Source organism: Pseudomonas yamanorum (assembly GCF_900105735.1).
GTDB lineage: Bacteria > Pseudomonadota > Gammaproteobacteria > Pseudomonadales > Pseudomonadaceae > Aquipseudomonas > Aquipseudomonas yamanorum.
The window spans coordinates 4402727-4423237 of record NZ_LT629793.1 but is presented as its reverse complement, the minus strand read 5'-3'; the positions used below and the strand labels follow the sequence as shown (position 1 = coordinate 4423237).

Sequence of the window (20511 nt, the reverse complement as noted above, 5' to 3'; positions counted from 1 at the left end):
GGCCAGTAGCCAACCTACGAAGTTAGTTCGAAAGCTGATATTTGGCTAACATCGTTAAGGAAAATTACCTCGTGAGTACAAGCTACGGGGAGCGAAACCTTTCTTTATCTCATATACTGACTCAGCATGCGTTTTTCATGCTTGAATATGACCGAGCCTACGTTCTATGAAATGCCCTTACGATTTTAGTTATCCCATCAACGACTGTTTTTGCGATACTTCTAGAAACCTCAAGCCCCTCTCTAGAATGAACAATACCATTCCTCAACTCAATCCAATCTTGGAGGTTTGGTAACACATCTTCACTGATGACACCGCGACTAACTGCGCTTTTTATCATCCCAATCAACGACAAGTGAAGTTTTAACGCAGTTTCGTCATCCCCAATACGCAAAACTTTTCGCAGCTCGCCTTCTAAATATGTGACAGCGGAAACGATAGCTGCGCGGTATGCCTTAACGCCAAAAAGCCGACGCGCTTCATCTAGCTGGGATTCAGCGTCGGAGGGAAGTGCCTGCTCGAGGGTTGCGACCAACTTACGAGCAAAATCCTCTGATTGAGAAGTTAAAAGATCAGGTCGGTGGATCGTCACTACCCCTTCTATCGCAGTTGGTAATTGCTGCCCCTCTCTCGTGACTACTATGAGCGTGAGCGGCCTACCCTCAAGCCTCCTGGCTGCGGCACGGTTAAGCGCCATTTTCAGCTCCACTACTGTCCAGTTAGATGATAGATCAATAACCATTGCGATTGATCTATCAATCAGCGCATCCAGTTTGGCGATGACCATGTCAGTTGGGGAAATCACTCCATCCGCCGTTATTGGGACGAGGTTGATGTCTTCAAGGGCAGGGAATACTTGATCTTTATAAAACGGTAGAACTTCTAATGGCAATGAAAAGAAACAAAGCCGTGAGGATGCTGACCTCGGTAGCGACAGCTCCTGCATTGTCCTTTCCTCGGTCGCTTTCATCACCGTGAACGCTTTGTCCCTCAGAAGCTCCCGTAGCTCATCGAACGCAGCGGCAAGGATCTCTCCATATTTGTCTCGGGTGCCTGGCAGATTTATCACCTTCACCCCACGACGCTCAAATCGGGAGACATCGGATTGATTTGCACCGACAACAATGGTGTAGGCAAATCGCCTAGTACGCCCTAAACGCTGTGAGACAACATGCCAGATCTGTCGAAAATCAGGATCGTCAAGGCTGTACCCAACCAGTACAGCTGTCTTGGTGATCAAAAGGTTCGCTAGATATGTTGCGAAGAGCGGATAGTTTGCTAAGAAACCGTCATAATCGGCCTCAGTGACTACCATCCTTCTAGGGTGGTGAAGGTCCCCATGAAGTTTCAATAAGTTTACGCCAGCCTTGGACGAGTTCAGCGACAGCTGCTCCTCTTCAAGGATGGGGTAGACGGTATTCGGCCCCAGCCGGTACTCCTGTTCCAGTAAAAAATCAAAGTTCGTTGTGCAAACGATATCGAACGGAATAGAACAAAAGCTCTTGTGTGCTTTTCCTGGCTGCGCCTCGTGGATCAGCAGCACCTGCGAGAGCTTGTCCATTAGCCTCGCACGGCCAAGCTCATGCTCATACGCTGAAATTGCGTCTAGTGCACCACTGGAATTGAACTCAATCAAGTCGTCCTCTAGAAGCTTTCCTAGCTCTCCCCAAAGCGGCGGTCTCTGACCTGACGTGACGTGCGCATTGAGTGACATTCCGGCGCCGATAATTGGCAGCCATCTACCGTTCACTAGATCGTCTAGCACGGGTTTTGGGAAGTATTTGAGGTAAGTCATGGCCACTGCGAAATCCTTTCTTGAGCAGCGTCAGACAGTATCAGTAATGTCGTTCGGACGCCAAATAAGCCCCCTTCAAAGTTGCTTGGTTGACGAACGAAGGACCAAGATCAGCCTCTTCATCGGTTGAAGAATTTGCTGGTGGGGCCAGGGTGCAAAGTGTCTGCGACCTAATCAGAAATTTACCGGGATCTAAAGATATCACGGTGTTAAGCAGAGTTGATCCGTAAGCGATCGGCAAACACTCCTACCGAACGCCCAGATTAAGGGCGATGGTGTCCGCCTATCTTAAGCGGACGCGATAGCCCTTAAATGCGCCGACCAAGCTCCTACATCAAGTCGTTCAAAGCCCAGGTTGTTCAGAAATGCCTGCAACCCGGTGTGTCGATTTCCAGCGTTGCCATCAGTCACAGCATCAATGCCATTGTGATCCGCAAGTGGCCGCCGCTTTGCCGAGATCAGCCACCCGCAACGCTGCCGGCGTTTGTTCCGGTAAAGGTCGCCCCGAAAAGGCAGGCCGAGGGCTAGGCTGTCATCGAGCTGCCATTTGGCGAGCAAACTCTCACAGTAAAGTGGCCCTCTTCCGATCCCGAAGGATGTGCCCGTTTTGTCCGGGTACTTGCTTCAGGATCCGGATCGACGCGATCTGGCTGGCCACTGAACCGATGGACATGCGTTCCGGCACCGAAAAAGCGCTCGCCCGAGTCGTCGTCTTCGGTGCGGCGCAGCCGCACTGCGCTTATCTCTTTTCCAATCGTCGAGGCAATCGCATGAAAGTTTTGGTGCACGACGGGTGCCCGAACGCTTACGTTGATCCACAGTGAGAGGAGTTTACTTCCGACGAAGGTGCTTGCTGTAACCATAAAAGACAAGATCATGCGACCCCTACCTGAGTAGGCAAGCCTCGATACAAGCCAGCCGTATCGATCTGCTGACACTGCCATTTTCAGCAGCGCTTTCGAGGTTGCGCTGGCATAGTCGTATCAGTGATTCTGTCTGCTGCTTAGCATTCACGTGGATAGAACCACAGAGAAGATGGGTTTGGAGTGTGGAATGAACCAGTATTTATTAGAAGACCCATCGTGGAATGGACCAATTATTATTGCCCTACACAGGGCTATTATCAGCGCCTTTGTAGAATCAGACTGGCACGAGATTGGACACCTCACTGGTCAGTACTCATATATTACTGGTCACAAGCGCCTGCTGCGTAGCCTGGACTGGGGCGACACTGATTACGGTGATTGCGTGTTCGATGTGATAAACCGCTTGCAACATCACAGTCCACAAGGGCTGGCAGCGCTAATTGAACACCCCAAAGTATTACCGCTTTTAGAAAGTTCCGTTCCTGAACTTCTCGATCAATTAGGACGCAGCGTGGGCCACGTTCGAGCTGTAGCGCCTTCTCAAAACGCGTCTGAGGTAGTCCGCCGTGCGCTTTCTGACGCTGATCAACTTGTCGTAACGAATGGCGCACAGAGCGCCGTGGATAGGCTTCATACCGCTATGCATGGATACCTGAGGGCCGAATGCGCTGCCGTGAGTATCCCACTCCCGGTGAACGCAACCCTTACTCAGGCGTTTAAAGCACTCCGCTCCGATCACCCAGCCTTGAACGCCTTAGGCAACCACGGGGCCGAGGTTGGTAAAGTACTTCAGTCATTCGCTGCCGTCATGGATGCGCTCAACACCATCCGCAATCATGGCAGCGTCGCCCACCCAACAGAAAATCTCATCGAAGCAGCGGAAGCTTTCCTATTTGTAAATGCTGTGAGGACGATCTTCCACTATCTTAATAACAAGCTCGGGCAGTGAGGGTACTTAATCGGAGAAGCTAGAAAATCAGCCTCATATCACCGGCATTTGATGTGCAATGACCCAGTGATTAGAGGGACTAGCTTTTTGCCCCTTAGGGTTATTCGGGCTCTGATGGCTGCAAACCAGGGATGTCTGGGCAGAATGGAACCGGAAGGCAAGAGAAAGGAGAAATATTATGGATATAATCGCGTTATTGCAGCAAGCGTTAGACGCATCAAACAAACTTCGCGACTTAGCCACAAAGTTGGCGATGCTGATTTTAAAATGCTCGTTGCGGATCTGCACTCAGCTCTTGGTGACGCTAAGCTGGAATCTGGCGAACTCAAAATGAAGCTAGCTGTGGCACAAGAGCAGATTGTCCTTCTCCAGGAGCAAATCAAGCAGAAGACAATTGGGCAGCCTACCTATACAAGTGAAGGCGTCTACAGTTTTAATGGAGTGACTGGTAGATTTTGCACTTCTTGTTGGGATGTTGATGAGCGTCGTGTGAGACTGGCCAACGTGCCATCTGATTTTTATTTCGCAGGTAAATGGATGTGCCCCAAATGCAATGCGCACTACGCAGCTGAAGAATAGTCCGGTAGGTTATGAATTGACCGCCGCAAGCAACTGCTTGGCGACTGGGTATATTTAGGAAGGCGCTGATTTTCGCATTTGTAAAATAAAAGGAATCAACAATGGGCAGGCTAACGCTGACTGATTTTGATGAGTGGCTCGACGGTGCCGTACAAACAGAAGTCGAAGACGTATACGCCCTACATGAAGCCGTTGACGGCGAAACCGACTTCGCCCAATACAAAGCCGAGCGGGCACCTAACGGACAGCTCTTCGTCTCTTACGGTGACGATAGCCCTTGGCTGAGGCTCTCCACAAATGAGGCGAAGGAGGCGTTTCTCCGTCGTATTGGCGGTCGATACGTCGGGGAGGGGTGCATGGACATCGGCGCTTGGTATGCAATGCAAATGGGATTGGCTTCAGATTGACGGAGCGAAATCTCTCCTATCGATAGCCTGAATGAAAATGGTCGTAAGGCTGGGAGCGTTTGAGTGCAGCCAAAAATGCAGATTAACTCCATTGCTGTAACGCTAAATTTTTACGTAACGCACAATGCGTTACATAAAAATTTAGCGTTACAGAATCAAAACTCAACTGTAACCGTACGGCCAAGTCATCTAACCTCATGCATGAAGGCTCAGACATCAGCAGAGTGAATCGCCCCTAATTTTGCTTCCACTCAAAGAACGCTTTTGGCCGTTCACTGCCGGTTAGGGTTGCTATGGGGGGAATCCGCTGCAAATGGCTGGTTAGGTCAATTGCAAATGAGTCTTCAAGTCAGTACTAATACCCAGGTATCAGCGGGTCTGGTAAGTGACTTCAACTAGCGGCGTGTTCAGCTAGTCTTCCCACACCCGTTACTCAAGGACGATCCCCATGCCAGATAACTCTGAAGCTAACATAGCCACATCGGACGCTCTCACACTCCTCCTACACCACCAGCACGCCCTAGCAGCGGCCCTTGAAGAAGTGACCAAATGGATCTCAGAGAATGGAGTGGAAACTGTCTTGCCATGACTAGCTGTTATAATTGCGCTGGTTTAGTGATCAGATCCTTGAGAAGCAGCATGAATGAAGAATGGACCGAAGAAGAGATGCGCCAAGCGTTATTCGGCAACGCTGAAATATCTGCGCCGGTGAGCACCGCCCCCCTAGAAGAAATCCAGCTGGACGTCGCCGCCGCGCCCGTATCAAAAGTGGCTAAAAAGAAGGCTCCCAAAACCTTTACCCCGCGGCTTCTGGTGACTCTCCGTGTGAGCAATGAGTTTGAAGGAATGACGCTTGAGATCGTCCATGAAGCCGATACTCTGAGTACGCTGCTGGCAGAGCAGGAAGCCACCAAAGCAGCCAGGAAAAAATTCCGGTATGTAGAAGTGGTATCGGTCAAGTCGATGTAAACCATGTTTCCCAGCAGGCGCCAAGCCAGGCTGCTGTTGGCCGACTCCCGCCCATCGTGACCGGCAGAGGTCGTCCGAGGTGGCCCCGCGAGCTATGCCAGCATGTGGAGCATGTCCATGAACACCGGACCTGAGAGATCACGTATCTCTTCGTCGTCAGAAACCAAGCAACCTACGGCGCCAGCGCATGACTCTTGGTCATGCGCTGGGATGTCCAAGCTGCAAATGATTCTGTAGTGGAACAGCCAGCCGCAGGCGAAGCGACCCCACAGTTCTACCATTTGGTTTGAATGTCCGGCCATCAGCTCTGGGTCGGTTACGGCCCTCGCGACAGGCAGAGATCGACCAGAAGCGGCCCCTAGTTGAACGCGGCTAATGCCTCGTCACGAGCAGCAGTAACCGGCCAAAATAGGCAATGGACATGCTGCAAGCGACTTCGTAATCTGCGTGCAGGCTATGTCGCTTTTTCTTCCCGTCTCTTGTCGCGTTTCCACCACACCTTGAGGGCTACTGAAAGAGTTACGCATGGATAAGGAACGTTATCAGATACATATTACGTTAAAAATCACCCTGCTTGCGTCGTCTAATTATAGTGAGGCCCCTGGTAGAAAATGAGTATTAATCTATTTGAAACATTGCTAGATGAAAATAAATTACATCCGTACTTTAAAGAAATTAAGGACACTCCAGAGTACTCCGAGACTCATAAAATAATCAATGAATGGAGTGACGGGATTTTTGAGCGCCAAGGGGAAGCAGCTAAGTTTATCAATGAGTTCCAGACTAGCTTCAACTCTACTTACTGGGAAATCTATCTTAACAAAGCATTCAAGCTACTCGAATTTAAAATTGACTATACGAAGGCTAGCCCGGACTTCAATTTGCAGGACAAATACAAAAGGAATATTTCTGTTGAGGCAGTAACATCTAACCCTTCAGTTCTGCCAACATTGAAGCTTGATATATCAAGCATGCCCGCAGAAAAATTCCTCGACGATGCTACTCTGAAACTATCTGGAAAAATACGTGACAAACACCAACTTTATTTGGGTGATGGCAAAGGCAAATATTCATACTCGTCTTTAGAACACGTAAAGGGTAACCCTTTTGTTCTGGCGATTGCGCCATTTGATAGTAAACTATCACAAAGCCAAAACAATACAGCCATAAATAGAGTCCTTTATGGTCTGGAGCCTCCAGTTAATTATAATGAGCCACAAACTGTAATCGCTTCTGTAAAAAACAGAAATGGCAAAGACATTGATTTGGGAATTTTCACCAATGATAGCTACAAAGAAATTAGCGCTGTTATTTTTTCCACGACAGGTACCTTTGGAAAAGCAGTGGCTTTAGCTGGTACAGCAAGCTTCGTAAAAACCACTAGACTCAGGAAAATGGGAATAGTTGAATTCTTAGCTAAGGAGGGCCTAGAGAAAATTGGTAAGACCAGAACTAAAGTGTCCGACACCTACGATATTTTCTCTGAGCGCTTCTACTCTGGTAAAGAAGTCTGCGGGCATGACGTCCATATTTGCAGCGGAAGTGAGCATAAAGAAACCCATTTAGATGGATTACAGGTTTATCACAATCAGTTTGCAATGCATCCACTATTAGAAAATGATTTCACTGCTCAAGAAATTGTTCATTATTTCTACGACGTCGAGAATACGGCCATGATGATTAAATATAATGACAACGTGATGGTTTCAAGGAACACAGTGTCATCAGTTGCCTAACAAGAGGTTCAAGCCGCTAGCTCCGCTCACTGGGATGAGCTAGGCCGCCCCCTTAACCAAGAGCAGGCGTTTACCGTCTCTGGCCGATTTCCCTGGCGCGAAGGGCAGAAACCGGCCAATTTCAGCCATTAGAGACCGGCAGTTAAGGGAGTGATTGTCGCCCCGTAAAAATAGGGCACGATCCTCGAAAAGCGGCTTTGAACATATATCAACACGTCACATCACGAGCCTCAATGGACTAAACTGTTACGTGACTATCCCCGCAGCTAATAGCGTCATTGACAGTTTACAGCTCAGGCATTTTCGGCAAAATCTTTGTTAATTTACCTACTTGCTTGTTCAAAAGAGGCTTGTTCAATCTCAATATTAGAGATTCCACGTGACGGGGGTAATCTGAGTGATCCATTCCGCCCACGTCATATGCCGAGATGTAACGAACCACAGATTTTCTATTATCAGGCACAACAGCCGTCTTAGGGAAAGGCAAGTCCACCTCTCGGGCTATCGCGCTTGTAATTTCTTTCTTTAGAGAAGCATTTGCCTTCCCAATGTAAATCAAGTTGCAAAAACTATCATAAAAAGCATACACCCCCGGGTGATCAGCATGCCCGTTAAGCATTACATTGAGCTGAGGAGACAAACTTTCATTGCAATCGTACTGGGCGTGCTCACAAACAACCTGAAACTCTGGTATCAGCGCCACTGCCATCACGTACCTCGCAGTGGAGACCCTCGCAACGACCACGTCGTCTACCCAATTTTTTATCTGCGCGTGAGTGTAGCCGGTAGCGATTGCGGCTTTTGGCATTTTCCCGTCAAAATAATTTTGAACAGCAAAACGAATCACAGCATTGCTATCAGTTTTCATGTGAACCTATTTTTTAAGGAGAATATTTGAAGGTTTAAATAATCGAACCGCCCGAGTTCCAGACCAGGACTGCGGTTTAGCATGACACTTAAAAGGCAGCCCTTGATTCTGGGGATACGCTACCTATGCTGGCCTGTAAAGCGTTCTTATCAGCATTGGACTTCAGCTTGGTCCCTTAGGCACTACGAACAAGTAGGCCTGTGCCGGGCGCCTCAGGAGGCGGCATGCCTAATGGCAAATACTCACCCCATAGCAGATCTCCGTGAAGGGCTGATCTCTGCCGCTAGCAGCCCATTGTGACAGGAAGGAATCGGGCGAGACTGTGTCTAAACGTTTTTCAGCACGATTGATGCCCAGTGTTGGACCTAAAAACGCATTTCTACGCAAAATCCAGCTCGGCTGAGCTACCGATAATTTTCAGATTTCACATAAGCGCGTGACCTTTAGCTCTGAGGGAGCGCTTTTACACGCTGGGGCCGAAAGCTGCCAATCGTGACTGGCTGCTTTCGGCCGATTCTGTTGAAAAAGTCGGCATTGGTTTCCGCAGCAGAAAAGTACGCGTCCGAGATTGAAAACTTCACTTTCAGCAGAGGTTTCCATACGCAGATTTCACGTAGCAGCGTGTAAAAAAGGCGCTTTCACCGGTCAATGATCAGGCAGTTTTGGATTACCGACTTTTTCAACAGCATTGGCCAATAGCGGACTGTAGGCAGGTGGCCGCTGATGTCTCTACGCTGGTCGGGCCCAAGCTATTAATGAGAGGTAGTTGGTGTAGATAATGCTTATAACTGCCGTAATCGCATACGAATCACTCGCGAGCTAAGTTCCTAAATAACCGTCCTCGGAAAGCGCTAAAACTACGAAATGACTGCCGAGCGGTTTAGCCAGTCTGTTGTATCGATTGGCTCAGTCCAAGTTTATAACGTAGACACTCGCTTGGCGTCTGCCCTGCCGACTAAGCGTAGCCTTAGGTGTTTTCGAAATGGATGATGATTGAGGGAAGTTCTAGTAATGCCACCAGTCTCACACCATTTGTAGGTCGGATCGTTGCGCAATTTGCAGGATCGAATATCAGCCTTACCTCGTCCCTATATCCCGTTTCAAGTCCGGAGACGAGCGCCAGTATAAAGTCGCTACCACGTTCCTTCGCACGCTTGAACTCATTATTTGATAGCTCGATTTGAGATTGAGGACTACGAGCGGTCGCTTTCATTTCGACAAACGTTTTCCATTCGAACACTCCATCTGCTCCTACTCCTTGACGCTTACGAAAATCAACAAGGCGTCGATCTGCGGATGTCTCTAGTGCCTGTACGAGTATTTCCCAGCCGCGCTGCTCGAGGTCGGCATTCGTATATGCAGCAGGGGCACTTGGGCTTGATGACTCAATCGTATCGCTCGGGCTTGGTGGTTTAGTTTTCAAAATCCCCACAGGTTTAGCTGCGGGTTTTACCCGCGTGACACCAAGATTAATGGTAGCGCCAACGACAGCACCCACCGATTCTTTGAGCGTCCGTGGCTTGACATAGGCACCACTACTTTTAGGCTGCGTGACGATAATTTTTTCTTTGAGCGAGGCATTAATCGCGGCGGCCGCCTCCTGCATCGCATCGTTACGTTTTTCGTCGCTAGCCAGTCGAATCTCGGCAGTGACTATATCCCTGCTTTTCTGCCACGCGAGCACCCACTCAGCATCGATTCTTCGGCGTCCTTCCACTGGGAACATTGACGCAATAACTTTGCCTGCCGAATCCCGGTCACCGATGTCGTCGTCTCGAAAGTGGAATGCCGGAGGACTTTCCTGCATGAAAGCCCTTAGCAAAACCAAAACACCTGGCATCGGCAAATCGGGAGATGTCGCCATTACAGGTATTAACTGTTGGTAGACCATCAATGGCAACGCTTTAAGCTCGTCCCATCCGATTGCTATACGATCTCGCAGTGCAGGCGCGCTGCGTGCCAACTCAGTCGAAAGGTGATCAAGGGCGTGAAGGAAGCGCAGTCGCGTCTGCTCTCCATATTCGACCGCTTCTTCATTTTCTGCTTCGATCTTAAGGCTCGGGCTAAGCGTTACAATGGCCAAAAACTTCATAAGATGAGTTAGGTCGCGCACATCACATGGAGCAATCCAGAATTTCAATGACAGTATATTTTTCGCGAATTGATTACGTAGCTCGGAATTTTCTACATAAAAAACCGGTCGTGCTGTAGTCCAACCGTCTTCGCAGCGAACCGGTAAGGTGCGGAGTTTGGCGCGATGCCTGGGCTCAATTAAATCTTTAATGCCTTCCATGTATCGATAAACGTCCATTAGCACCGCTTCCGCATCTGGATCATAGGGGGACCCGGCTAAATCTCGGCAGAACTGGATGCAGTCGTCAAAATCTGGCTCTTCAACACCGAGCATCACCCACAGATTGGTACAAGCGATACCACCGGGCACAAATGACTGTCGATCATGAAATATGTCCATCCCCATCATGAGTTCGTTTGGTCCACGCCATTTACTCTCGCCTACATGAATCAAGCCCCCGTTGGCTAAAAACCTCTGACGAAGCTCTTGAACACTTAATTCACCGATCCGTGCATTGTAGCTGGTCACTGGTGGGCAGCGTTTAGCGATAGTCCTATAAAGAGGTAGCGTTTGGGCATGAGTTACAACCTCACCGCTATCACGTAACTTTTCAAGCGTCGCCAATAGATCCCCGATTCGAACATCCGTAATCAAATTCAGCGAGGCTACGAGGCTTGAATTGATTTCTCTACCAACGATATCGCAAACGAAAGTCGAATAAGTAGTCTGCGTCTCAGGCGTGCGCAGCACAGCCGACTGCGGCACAACTAATTCCCCACGTCCCACAGCAATCCATCGACTGTCACGTAGCTCATTGAGCCAAGCGGCACTGATCTCGCCGCGACTGTATGTGTATTTTATCGCCATGTGCTCAGCCGGTACCGCGCTTCGCGTCGAATACACACGGTCCCAATTTCGAGACAAAGTTCGTAGTAATGCAGAACTACGTACTCTTGCATCGCGCTTGCTGAGGGCGAGCAGGCTATGCAGTACGCGACTCAAATCGGGCGAGAGTTGATCATACCTAACCAGCTCTGCTCCTTTCTGTCGCAGGTCTGCCGAACGCCTTACGCCGCCCCACCGTACGCGCTCATCCAACCGCATGACACGTGGGGCACTCTCGCCCCCCAGTAGGCTTAGAAATTTACGCGGGCCTCGTGAGACGGAGCCATCTTCACGTTTGCGCTTAGCCCATTTTCCAGCTTCTGTTTTGAGCACAGCCTCGTATCTAGCCGAAATCCACTGGATGTTGGTCGTGGCTCCTGCGGCGTCAGGCCATGTGGAGTTTTCGCCGTCGAGGGTCTTACAAAGGTAGCTTTCGGCAAGCGATACCTTCTGGCGCGATGCTTTTCCGGACTTAAATACGTGGCCGTCAACTCGTAATACGGCACCAATTTCCAGTCCTAACGGCTCCGCTTGCTGGTCCGGAATCTCATCGAAACGCGCTCGAAGATTACGCAAGTCATCATCGGTTATGTCAATTTTCTGATCTTTAAATGCCTCAGCAAAAGCTGCAAGCTCTGTCCTGGCGTCGAGGGCAGTTACGAAAGCCGCATTGGTTTCCAGCCAATTAATGACTGTTTCGCCTACGTCACCCTGAGCATATGCCCAATGGAGACGTTCCAGGAGACCCCATCGCTCAGAGAAAGGTGAAGGAGTCGCACCAAAAACAAGAGGTCTAGCAGTCTCACCAAATTCTTTGCAGGACAATGCGAGATGACGATGGGACAACAAAAATGCCCTATCGAAAAGTCCATCGTCGGGGTGATGGAGCACAAGTCGTGATCCCGACTCCACCCACCAGGATGCCGGCTTACTCTCAAACGATCCGTTTTCCAGCGATTCCAACAGAGCCTCTGTACCAAGAACACGCGATACACCTAAGGCCCTCAAAACTTGTCGCCAACGCTCTTTTATATCGCGGATGTCAGCTTCTAGCGGGTTGAGGCCTACGACCATTCGGCCAAGATCCTCTTCATCAAGAAGTCCATCGAGCACTTCATCTTCATAAACGACATTCGCGAGCGGCGAGATACCGCTACGTAGGCAGATCAACGCCTCTCTTCCTAACCAATTGCGCGCAGCCTGAAGGCCCAAAGAAAAACGCTTATGCAGCCAGTAATCATTAGTCTCACCGACCCCTTCTTCAGCGAGTGGCACCATCGCCCACGCACGCTTTGGTTCGGACGCCAATAACCCTGCTGAAATGGTCGCTACCACATCGCAGGTTCGGTCAATTAGCCAGCTGTTCCAAGCGTTCTCAATGATTGCTTCTCGAGATGTGCTGGGGTCGAATTGGGCATCAAGCGAAAATGGGAGGGAGACGGTGACCTGAGTACGAAAGCCGATGAAAAGACCAGACATTCCCTCTTGTGCGCCCAATGCAATAGAAATATTCGTCTCATCGCTTCGTGCCTTATGTGCCGGGTGCAGGTGAGTCGGGACCTGCACAGTTGCCCTCCAGATGGTCCAGTTATTTTCTGGCCCAACGACATGCCTGGATTGCAACCGCATCATCCCTTGGTGGTGGAGCGAGTAGTCGGAGTTGACCCAGGGCGAAAAAACGAGAGAGCGTTCACTGCGTGTGGTCCCGTTGATTTCGCACCAACGAAATCTACTAACCGAAGCAAGGAACATAAGCCCTTCATCACGCCAAGTGTCGAACCAATCGGAGAGGCTTTCCTCTTCAAAGGTTTCGCTCAGATCAGCCACTAATAACGTTTCACTGCTCGGCTCGTAAAAACCTGTTATCTCTGGCTCGGCATCAATTCTACCGAAGCGCTGCTGATCGCTTGAGAAGTGGTATGGAGCAGAATGTACCGCAATGGCATCAGCGACACGTTTAAGCGTTTTCATCCCGATACCGAAACGTCCACGTTGATCCGTTCGCTCTGTCTTGGATGTCAGATACGGTAACGCCATACCGAGAACGTTGTGACAAGTGACCGGTTCACCATCATGCACAATGAGCAACTGCCGACCTCTTGGACCATCTCTGAGGGCGAATCGCACTTCATTGGCGCGAACATCATCGGCGTTCTGAATAACTTCGATAACGCCTTGAAACTGAGCAACAGCCAAGTCTTCTGCACCGGCCGTTGCGCGATCAATCATCTTTTTCAACAGGCCCTTCGAGTTTCGCAACTCCTCAACCGACGCATCGATCATCGCATGCGCGAACGCCGGGCTTCTTGGATCGACCAAGGCATTCGTCGTTGGATCATCTTCCCAAATTAAACGAGCAGCCTCTCTCCCCCTCTCAAAATCCAGCTGGTAGTTGCTTTGGATGGCTGCGTTTAGAGGGGTCATATGACAGTGGCCAGTGATCGATTGATTTATGCAGGCTAGCGTAACCCACCCATGGAGTCTTTTGATTTCATCTACATTTCGGCATTGGATTGATGTGGTCTGAGATATCGATTGTCGAGACTCAAACACTCGCTAACGGAGATTACGGCTGAAGGGCTGCGCTCTAAAAGTAGCAAATGCGCAAAAATGAACAGACAACACTTTTGCCATTTCCATTTATTCTGGCCTTCGGGTGACAGGCAATGCCGTCGTGGCCCGTGGTAGATTGCGGATCTTGAAAATACTGGAAAGGTACCAAAGGTGACATCAGAGTCGAATCGAATTTCTGCTGCAAGCACGGCCTATACCGATTCGGTTTGCCGTGCATGGGGTTGGTCCTGGCAAGAAATGGGGCAGGTCGACGATGACGGTGTGGATGGGCTGATTTACTTGCGTACCATGAAGGTGGACGAGGATCGGCCAGAAGATCGGAGGTCGTGGAAACACCTTTTCACCGGCGGTTTGATTCATGTGCAGATTAAGAGCGGGGCTAGCTATGTAGCCCGCAGGGAAGAAGACTTTATTGAAATTAAAATTCCTAATATCGAAACCAAGCGAGAGCTTTGGAAAAAATCTCCCCTGCCGGTTGCCTTACTTTACGTTAAGGAGGTGGGAGGTCTATGGAAGATACCAAGCCAAGCTTGGTGGGCCGATCTCAAACTGACCGAGTCTTACACCGACAGAGGCACGGTGATCGTTCAATTAAAAAACCGATTTCAGCCAGGCATTGAGTGCCTTCGCCCTTTTTCTCGACTCGCCACCGGCCAGCATCGAGCGCTGGGGCTGGCAGAGGTAGATATGTCGAGGCAGGGTAATCTGCCAAATCGTCTCAACCTATTCTCGAAAAGTCTCAAACCTGCTGCCTGGGACTTTTATCAAATTTGGAAGGCCGAAGGTGCCTCACATCCGACACTTGGCACCGTCACCATTAACCGAACTGGTTGGTCTCACATCACTCGAGTCGGACGCCCGCTCTCTCGCATACAGGCGAGCTTTGAATTGCTACCAGTTGCAGCGCGAATCATTGAGGCAGTTGACACTTGGCACAAGCTACGACAAGGCTTGAAAACTCGGCAGTTCACCGATGGCTCATGGGCGCAATACGATTACCTGGGCGTATCGGCTATGGTGAAATGGCCAGCACGGGAGGCTTCAGAGGTGATAGTAATCCTCAAGCGCGAGACCACCCTTATTGAAGATTCAAGCGTCGAAGGCTCGGAGAGGAAGGATCGAATTCGAATCGTAGGGACCAAAACATGGTTCTACTCCGTTTACGAGCCCGGTAGGCGGAAGGGGAAAATTTGACCGGTGCGTCACTCTCAGACTGATCCAGACGTACCAGAAAACTCCAGTACCGGCAGGCTAGGTAACGAGTTAGCCACTCTCTATTGTGTGCGCACCGATCAAACAAAACGGTACCATAACCCTATTACAAAAATCCATGGATAAGCACCACCGTCAGCATTAGCTCGTTTTCTGCCCCGTCATCTATGTGAATCATGCTAGTCAAATCTGATGCAAATGATTGGTCAGCTCGAATGCAAACGGCGGGCAAATCTGTGCAATTACCCAAGGCTCTCAGTACATGCACCAAAGCGGCCTAAGTCCTATTTTGAGCAGGGGGGCGCATGCTTGTATAGGTAAGGCCACTGATACGTGGCCCCCTTAAATCTACTCATTGGCCGATCAAATTGCTCTCAACCATTCCAAGCAGGCCTTCAGCAACGGCGCCCTTGCTTCAGTTGATGCGCTATCAGCGCCACGTAGAAAATCCTCTTGTTCTAGAATGGCTTCTTCGCCTTTTTCGTGAATACCGAATACATCCTCGATACAGCCGATAGGCCATACCCACGTATTTCGGGCCAGAAGCTCTTGGTGAACTGCTTCCGCTAATTTGAGGCCATCCGCGTCCTGCGCGAAAAGCGCCCAGGTATCCGCCGCTCTCAATCCACCAGCATTGACGGGCAGACCGTTCCCACCCAACGGCACACCTTGCTCTGCTCCAATTCTGGCCAACACGTCTCTTACTTTGGCCATATCCTCACCATCTTTTGATAACCAAGACTCGGCACCACTCCTGGCGTATGTGAAAGCAAAATCCAAGTCTGCAATCACTCCACAGGTGATACCCATAGCTGAGAGCACCGAAACGCCTTTAGGGATGCTGGAGCAGCTGCCTAGCGCCACAAAGCAGATGCGATCAAGTTCTGGCCTCGATCCATAAAGCCTTTCGTACACCAACGGCAGCAGACGTTGATCGGTTTTACCTTCACAAAGAATTACCTTCTCTGCGAAGTAGATGTCAGCAACGTTGCCTAACTCGAAAAGAGTTCGCGATTGAGCCTGAGCTTCCTCCATTGCAGCAGCAACCGCTTCGCGTAACTGTGCGCGGACGACAGAGCCATCAACGGGATGCCTACGCACGATGACTGTATCTGGAGCGTTATCCCTGCTGAGCATTAGGGGGGAGTGGGTAGTGAACACAACCTGAAAGCCCGCCACCGAAAGTTGTTTAAGCGCTTCTCGAAGCTTACGGGCTCCTTGTGGGTGTAAGAAAAGTTCCGGCTCATCAATCAACAGCATCCGCCTAGAAATTCCCTGGGCGGTGGCTTGGCGCAAATCCGCGAGCAACCGAATGAGCGCCATCTGAATCGCTCGTTGTGCGCCACTCCCCACCTGATCAAATCGTCGACGGTCACCAGACGCCTCGTCAGTAACGTGTAGATCTCCCAATTTAAAGAATTCTTTTACATCGATTGAGGGGACATCTAAATCCAAGCGCAATCCAGGGAAGAACTCTCCAAGGGCAGCCGTAGCGCTATTGTCAAAGCCTGCCAATACAGGAGATCTCTGATCACCATCAACCCTCAATATGCGTCGAACTGCTTCCAAGGCTTGCGTGACTTCGATATGTGCTGTGAGGATTGGCGTCATGATTTCATCGAGCAGCCCGCGAATAGTGCTGCCAGCTTTTCCTTTTCCTAAATCCTCCGGCACATCGTCCATGGCTTGAATATGAAGAGCTTCAGGAAGCAGAGCAGAAACAACTGACGGCAGTCCTGTCGGGTAAGCGCGCCAGGTGGTAGGAATGCCAGTGGCATCCTTGTCATCAGGTTGCCAAACCTCCTGAACCGGCTTTGAGGTGCCTGTGCCTGTGGTGCGGATCCATAGCTCTCCATTAACGCAATAGGGCTCAATAGCTAGGCGGTGTCTTGGCTCTGGAATTAACGCGATCAATTCCGGAGTAATCCCAGAAATACAGGCGCTGAGGACTATTGGCAACAACGGGTCAGAAGCATCATTTTTAGCGAACGCTTTCGGCGCCAGGACAATTCGGATTGCGTCTAGCACCGTGGATTTGCCAACGTTATTTTGCCCAACTAGGGGGGTAAAGCTGCCTAGGGATAAAGAGACGTTTTTACACGCCCGAAAATTCCGAATGTGGATCTGGGTCAGTCCATGCACTTCGATTTCTCCTGATTTGCCCTGACTCTGGGGGGCCGGGGCTTTGGAGGTGGAGCGTAGAACCCATTTCTCTGGTGTGCTTTATTGATGAGGGATTTTCGAGCCGAAAAGTCGTCGATCAGCACGGAGTATCTCGAAAAATTTTTCACGTGCGAACGGCACAAAACTCCCGAGTACTAACCAGTGATAGAAACACCTAGAGTTCCGGTGGATCCCAACCCTCAAAATGCTCCGAGCGTCGAAATCATCGATCAGATTCTTTACTCGGGCTAAGCGATCTAATACAGCTTGCCGCTTTCCTGATTCGAGAAACTTCGTTTGTGGACAATGTCGTCGAAGAAACCCCGAATGCTGTTCACTTTTGCCCAGGTCTGAACCGATTCGAGTCGATTGCGGCTGTCCTGGATCGCCTTTAGCCGGCGCTTTTACTCTTCCTTATGCCTCCACTCTTCCATCTCTAACTTGTGCCGCTTTCGTTCCTGCTCGTTCCGCACTCGTTGGGTCTCAACCTTGGCAGCCAGCATCGGAGCCTCGACGATAAGCGACCTTATGATGCTCGGGATTCCGCCGACCAAATCACCAAGCTCATCTTCAACCCAGCGCTGAACCCGCTCCACATCGTAGTACGGGGAGTAAACGCAAAAATCAAATTGTTGGGATCTTCGGCGAAATACTGCAAAAACCTCAAAATCAGATCATGGCTAATGGGCCTTGCATCAAGTATTTCATTCCGGCCTTGACATAGCGTAAAACGTATGGAGAAATGACGTAGTCGCGAAATTATGTGACATGCAAGGAATAAATCATGGGCGATTTAGTACAACTTCCGAGGAACGTTAGGCGCGAATCCGTCCAAACGGAACAGATTTCACCAAGTGCGCTTGTAAGAAAAATTCTCGTACCTGGTTATGACTCTGAGGAGTTAGACACGATAGCTCACATCAAAGGTTATCTGATTTCCAGGAAAATCAAATTTTCAGCCACTAGCAAGTTTGTGTTAATTGAAAAGTCCGCACAAAAACATACGTTAGTATTCGCAAAACAAAAGTTAGTGGTTGTTTTATTTTCGCCAAAGGGAAAGGTTGATTTGCTTCCAGGGTGGAGGAAGGTCGCCGTTGAGTTCGAGCCTGCGCACGAGGTAATCGATTATTCTTCCATAATTATTAACGCTATAGAGGAGAAAAATAATGGCTGAGGTCAAAACAGATTCGGTCGGTAACCCAGCGATAGCTGGCGCCAAAGCAGCAGCGCGGGAATTTATTGATGGTTTTGAGACGGGCACCAGCACCTTCAATGAAATTGGCGGTAACAATCTTCGCAATGGCGATGCCGCTGTAATTAATCAGATTAGACAGAATCGCCGAGATGCCAAGAAGGCTTATGAAAAGCTGGACGAACTTTGATGCTAGATAAAACCGAGGGCTGGAATTTTATTCAGCCCTAGGTTTCTTATGGTCGCAGAACACGTTTAAATGAAACCTGCTTGATACAGTTTTTTCAGCTAATAGACTTCTCAAATAGCTTTAACTCAGGCTTTCCCTCTGTACAAATTCCCGAATAGCGGACTAATTAGCGGACTAATTAAATAACACCAATCAGATACTGACCTTTAATATAAAGCAATGCTTCAGCATGCAGGCATCACTACGCGGTCAAACCGCTCCGCCACTAAACTCCCCCGCCAAATAGTTTTACATCGTAAACTGCGTCATCTCCAACGCAGTCCGAATTCTACGTCTCATCTATCTGCACCGCACTGCGCGACTGGAATTTATGTATGGGCGTCTTTAGTACCCCTTGATTTCGGATGTCCGCTCCTGGCCGAAAGCTGCCAGTCGCACATTAGTAGACGTAGGATATCGTCTAAATACTTCAATCGAGAATGGGCTAGAGTCTAATGAGTGATTCATTGCAAACGACTGTGATTGTCAGGTTCCAGCCGATGGCAGCAAGGATGTCATAATCGATCTCGCTCCGGATGTCCTAGCAGCAATGAACGTCGGCACTGGTGATTCTCTGAGCATCGAGCTGGTCGACGGATCGAAGTGCTAAAGCCAATTCGTGATACTAACACGCTGTCCTGAGACAGCTTTTAGCCGATTGTGCTGAAAAAGTCGATTTTCCCAAACACTCGAATATGATGGATGAAAACACCACAGTGGACGATAATGGCTAAGCGATTTTGTCCAGTTGCGTTGCCCACTGCTTGGCTTGCACCTGGCTTCCCGATGCCCCTAGCGATGGCACCGTAGGTCTTCTAAAATAATACTTAGTAATGTGCATTTTCTGCACATTACTATTCATCCGCCTCAAACTGCCGGATGGATAAGGTATGGGGTTCACATCGCACCCGCTGCCATCCATCGATATACAAAAGCCTGCCCTTTTCTCCACAAATCTCACAAGTATTTGTAGCGTGTCGTTCTGCAAACCTTATCCATTCGTTTGCATGAGGATTACGGATCGTTACCAAAATTCGTAACGTACCCATTTTCTCAAAGGCGCTAAGCATGTGCGTCGGGGCCTGGCCCGTACGCTGATTGGCTTCGCATAATAGTGAGCAAAGTGTCCCTACGATTGCATACCATCCTTCACCGCATCTAAATGTGAATGGGCGCGCAATATCATCTTGAAAAGCCTCAGGGTAGCGGCGCTTAAGATCTGACTCAAGATCAGCTAGCTTTGCCATTTCGAGCACCTGTTAAATTAAAGATCGTACAAAATTACGGTGCGTTGAGTGCTCGGTCATTCTTCAGTCCGAAAAGTTGTCACACCATTTCGTTCCAGAGTTTCAATCGTATCTTGAACAAATGCCTCCATCCGCTTCAGATATTTTGTGTCTCCCTCTGGCCCTAATAGCTCGTGCTTCCGAGCTTTTCGGCTAAGCGGTGCAAATTTGAGTTTGTTTTCTTCGCAGCGCTTCTTCACCAAACCGAATGTCTCTACGGTTGGCGATTGCATGTGAAAAACTGGCGTTCCTGGGGATTGCGGATCAAGCCGACGGTCAGCTTGGTAGAGGTCGGCCAAATAACGCCAACCAAGAGGCGTGAAGGAAAGAATGCCATAGTCGCTCCCACTCTGAGTGGTAATCCATAAGCTATCGCCACGGGCATGAATCTGGACAATATCTGAAGTCTCAATTCGGTGACCGTCAGCAAAACCCCCAAAACCATCAGCAAGCACGTGGCTCCAAACTTCACCCGTTAACATTGCCGGAGATTTAATTTCGGCATTTGAAACGAATCCGGTGAAAACCACCCCACCGGCATTTGCTTTCAGCTTAAATATTGCTGCTTCAATTCTGTCATCCATTAAATATCACTCAATATGTGAGGGAGTCCGAGTGTGCCCGCATAGCTTGGTACGGCGACGCTAGGGAAAAAAGCGCCTAAGACATCTGGCTATCACAAGCAATATCTTAAAGATATATCTTAACATCGCCTATCGTTGATTCC

16 protein-coding genes are annotated in these 20511 nt (G+C 49.5%); 10 read left to right on the top strand and 6 right to left on the bottom strand.

Translation table 11 applies throughout. The features are described 5' to 3' along the window. Positions 1-157: 157 nt before the first annotated feature. Positions 158-1795 (bottom strand): SIR2 family NAD-dependent protein deacylase, encoded by a 1638-nt coding sequence (locus BLU46_RS20855; protein ID WP_231988824.1) that lies wholly within the window; start codon positions 1793-1795, stop codon positions 158-160. Positions 1796-2107: 312 nt separating this feature from the next. On the opposite strand from BLU46_RS20855, the gene BLU46_RS33560 reads away from it, so the two are divergent. The 7 genes from BLU46_RS33560 (at position 2108) to BLU46_RS20820 (ending at position 7301) form a co-directional block, all read left to right on the top strand. After that, on the top strand, positions 2108-2323 hold the full coding sequence (locus BLU46_RS33560; protein ID WP_093205027.1) for a transposase: 216 nt from the start codon (positions 2108-2110) through the stop codon (positions 2321-2323). Between the two features lie 68 nt (positions 2324-2391). After that, entirely contained in the window at positions 2392-2619 is a 228-nt protein-coding gene (gene tnpB / locus BLU46_RS33555; protein ID WP_093205022.1) for an IS66 family insertion sequence element accessory protein TnpB, read from the top strand. A gap of 229 nt (positions 2620-2848) precedes the next feature. After that, positions 2849-3610 (top strand): abortive infection family protein, encoded by a 762-nt coding sequence (locus BLU46_RS20840; RefSeq protein WP_093205018.1) that lies wholly within the window; start codon positions 2849-2851, stop codon positions 3608-3610. 144 nt (positions 3611-3754) lie between these two features. Then, positions 3755-4189 carry a hypothetical protein gene (locus tag BLU46_RS32895; protein ID WP_157721302.1) on the top strand — a complete coding sequence of 145 codons (435 nt, stop codon included), beginning with the start codon at positions 3755-3757 and terminating at the stop codon, positions 4187-4189. A 101-nt stretch (positions 4190-4290) separates the two neighbouring features. Beyond that, positions 4291-4596, top strand: a complete 306-nt coding sequence (locus tag BLU46_RS20835) for a hypothetical protein (protein ID WP_093205014.1) — start codon at positions 4291-4293, stop codon at positions 4594-4596. A gap of 639 nt (positions 4597-5235) precedes the next feature. Continuing rightward, complete coding sequence (locus tag BLU46_RS20830; RefSeq protein WP_093205011.1) at positions 5236-5565, top strand: hypothetical protein; 330 nt, start codon at positions 5236-5238, stop codon at positions 5563-5565. Positions 5566-6176: 611 nt separating this feature from the next. Continuing rightward, positions 6177-7301, top strand: coding sequence for a hypothetical protein (locus BLU46_RS20820; RefSeq protein WP_093205002.1), 1125 nt, complete (start codon positions 6177-6179; stop codon positions 7299-7301). 286 nt (positions 7302-7587) lie between these two features. On the opposite strand, the gene BLU46_RS20815 is transcribed toward BLU46_RS20820, so the two are convergent. Together BLU46_RS20815 and BLU46_RS20805 are read right to left on the bottom strand one after the other, a co-directional pair. Beyond that, complete coding sequence (locus BLU46_RS20815; protein ID WP_093204998.1) at positions 7588-8169, bottom strand: hypothetical protein; 582 nt, start codon at positions 8167-8169, stop codon at positions 7588-7590. A gap of 967 nt (positions 8170-9136) precedes the next feature. Then, entirely contained in the window at positions 9137-13552 is a 4416-nt protein-coding gene (locus tag BLU46_RS20805) for a sacsin N-terminal ATP-binding-like domain-containing protein (RefSeq protein WP_093204994.1), read from the bottom strand. A 300-nt stretch (positions 13553-13852) separates the two neighbouring features. Here BLU46_RS20805 and BLU46_RS20800 point away from each other — a divergent pair, with 300 nt between their 5' ends. Then, positions 13853-14896 (top strand): DUF4365 domain-containing protein, encoded by a 1044-nt coding sequence (locus tag BLU46_RS20800; protein WP_157721301.1) that lies wholly within the window; start codon positions 13853-13855, stop codon positions 14894-14896. Positions 14897-15277: 381 nt separating this feature from the next. Here BLU46_RS20800 and BLU46_RS20795 read toward each other — a convergent pair whose 3' ends face one another. Beyond that, entirely contained in the window at positions 15278-17056 is a 1779-nt protein-coding gene (locus BLU46_RS20795) for an ATP-dependent nuclease (protein WP_093204986.1), read from the bottom strand. An 805-nt stretch (positions 17057-17861) separates the two neighbouring features. On the opposite strand from BLU46_RS20795, the gene BLU46_RS20785 reads away from it, so the two are divergent. After that, complete coding sequence (locus BLU46_RS20785) at positions 17862-18251, top strand: hypothetical protein (protein WP_093204978.1); 390 nt, start codon at positions 17862-17864, stop codon at positions 18249-18251. Further along, a complete protein-coding gene (locus tag BLU46_RS20780; RefSeq protein WP_093204975.1) occupies positions 18244-18459 on the top strand; it encodes a hypothetical protein in 216 nt (71 codons plus the stop codon). Before BLU46_RS20785 ends, BLU46_RS20780 begins: the two co-directional genes overlap by 8 nt. Positions 18460-19148: 689 nt before the next feature. On the opposite strand, the gene BLU46_RS33550 is transcribed toward BLU46_RS20780, so the two are convergent. Continuing rightward, positions 19149-19298: a hypothetical protein gene (locus BLU46_RS33550; protein WP_408003276.1), complete on the bottom strand. Its 150-nt coding sequence runs from the start codon at positions 19296-19298 to the stop codon at positions 19149-19151. Positions 19299-19801: 503 nt separating this feature from the next. Next, positions 19802-20368 (bottom strand): hypothetical protein, encoded by a 567-nt coding sequence (locus tag BLU46_RS20765; RefSeq protein WP_093204972.1) that lies wholly within the window; start codon positions 20366-20368, stop codon positions 19802-19804. Positions 20369-20511 lie beyond the last annotated feature (143 nt).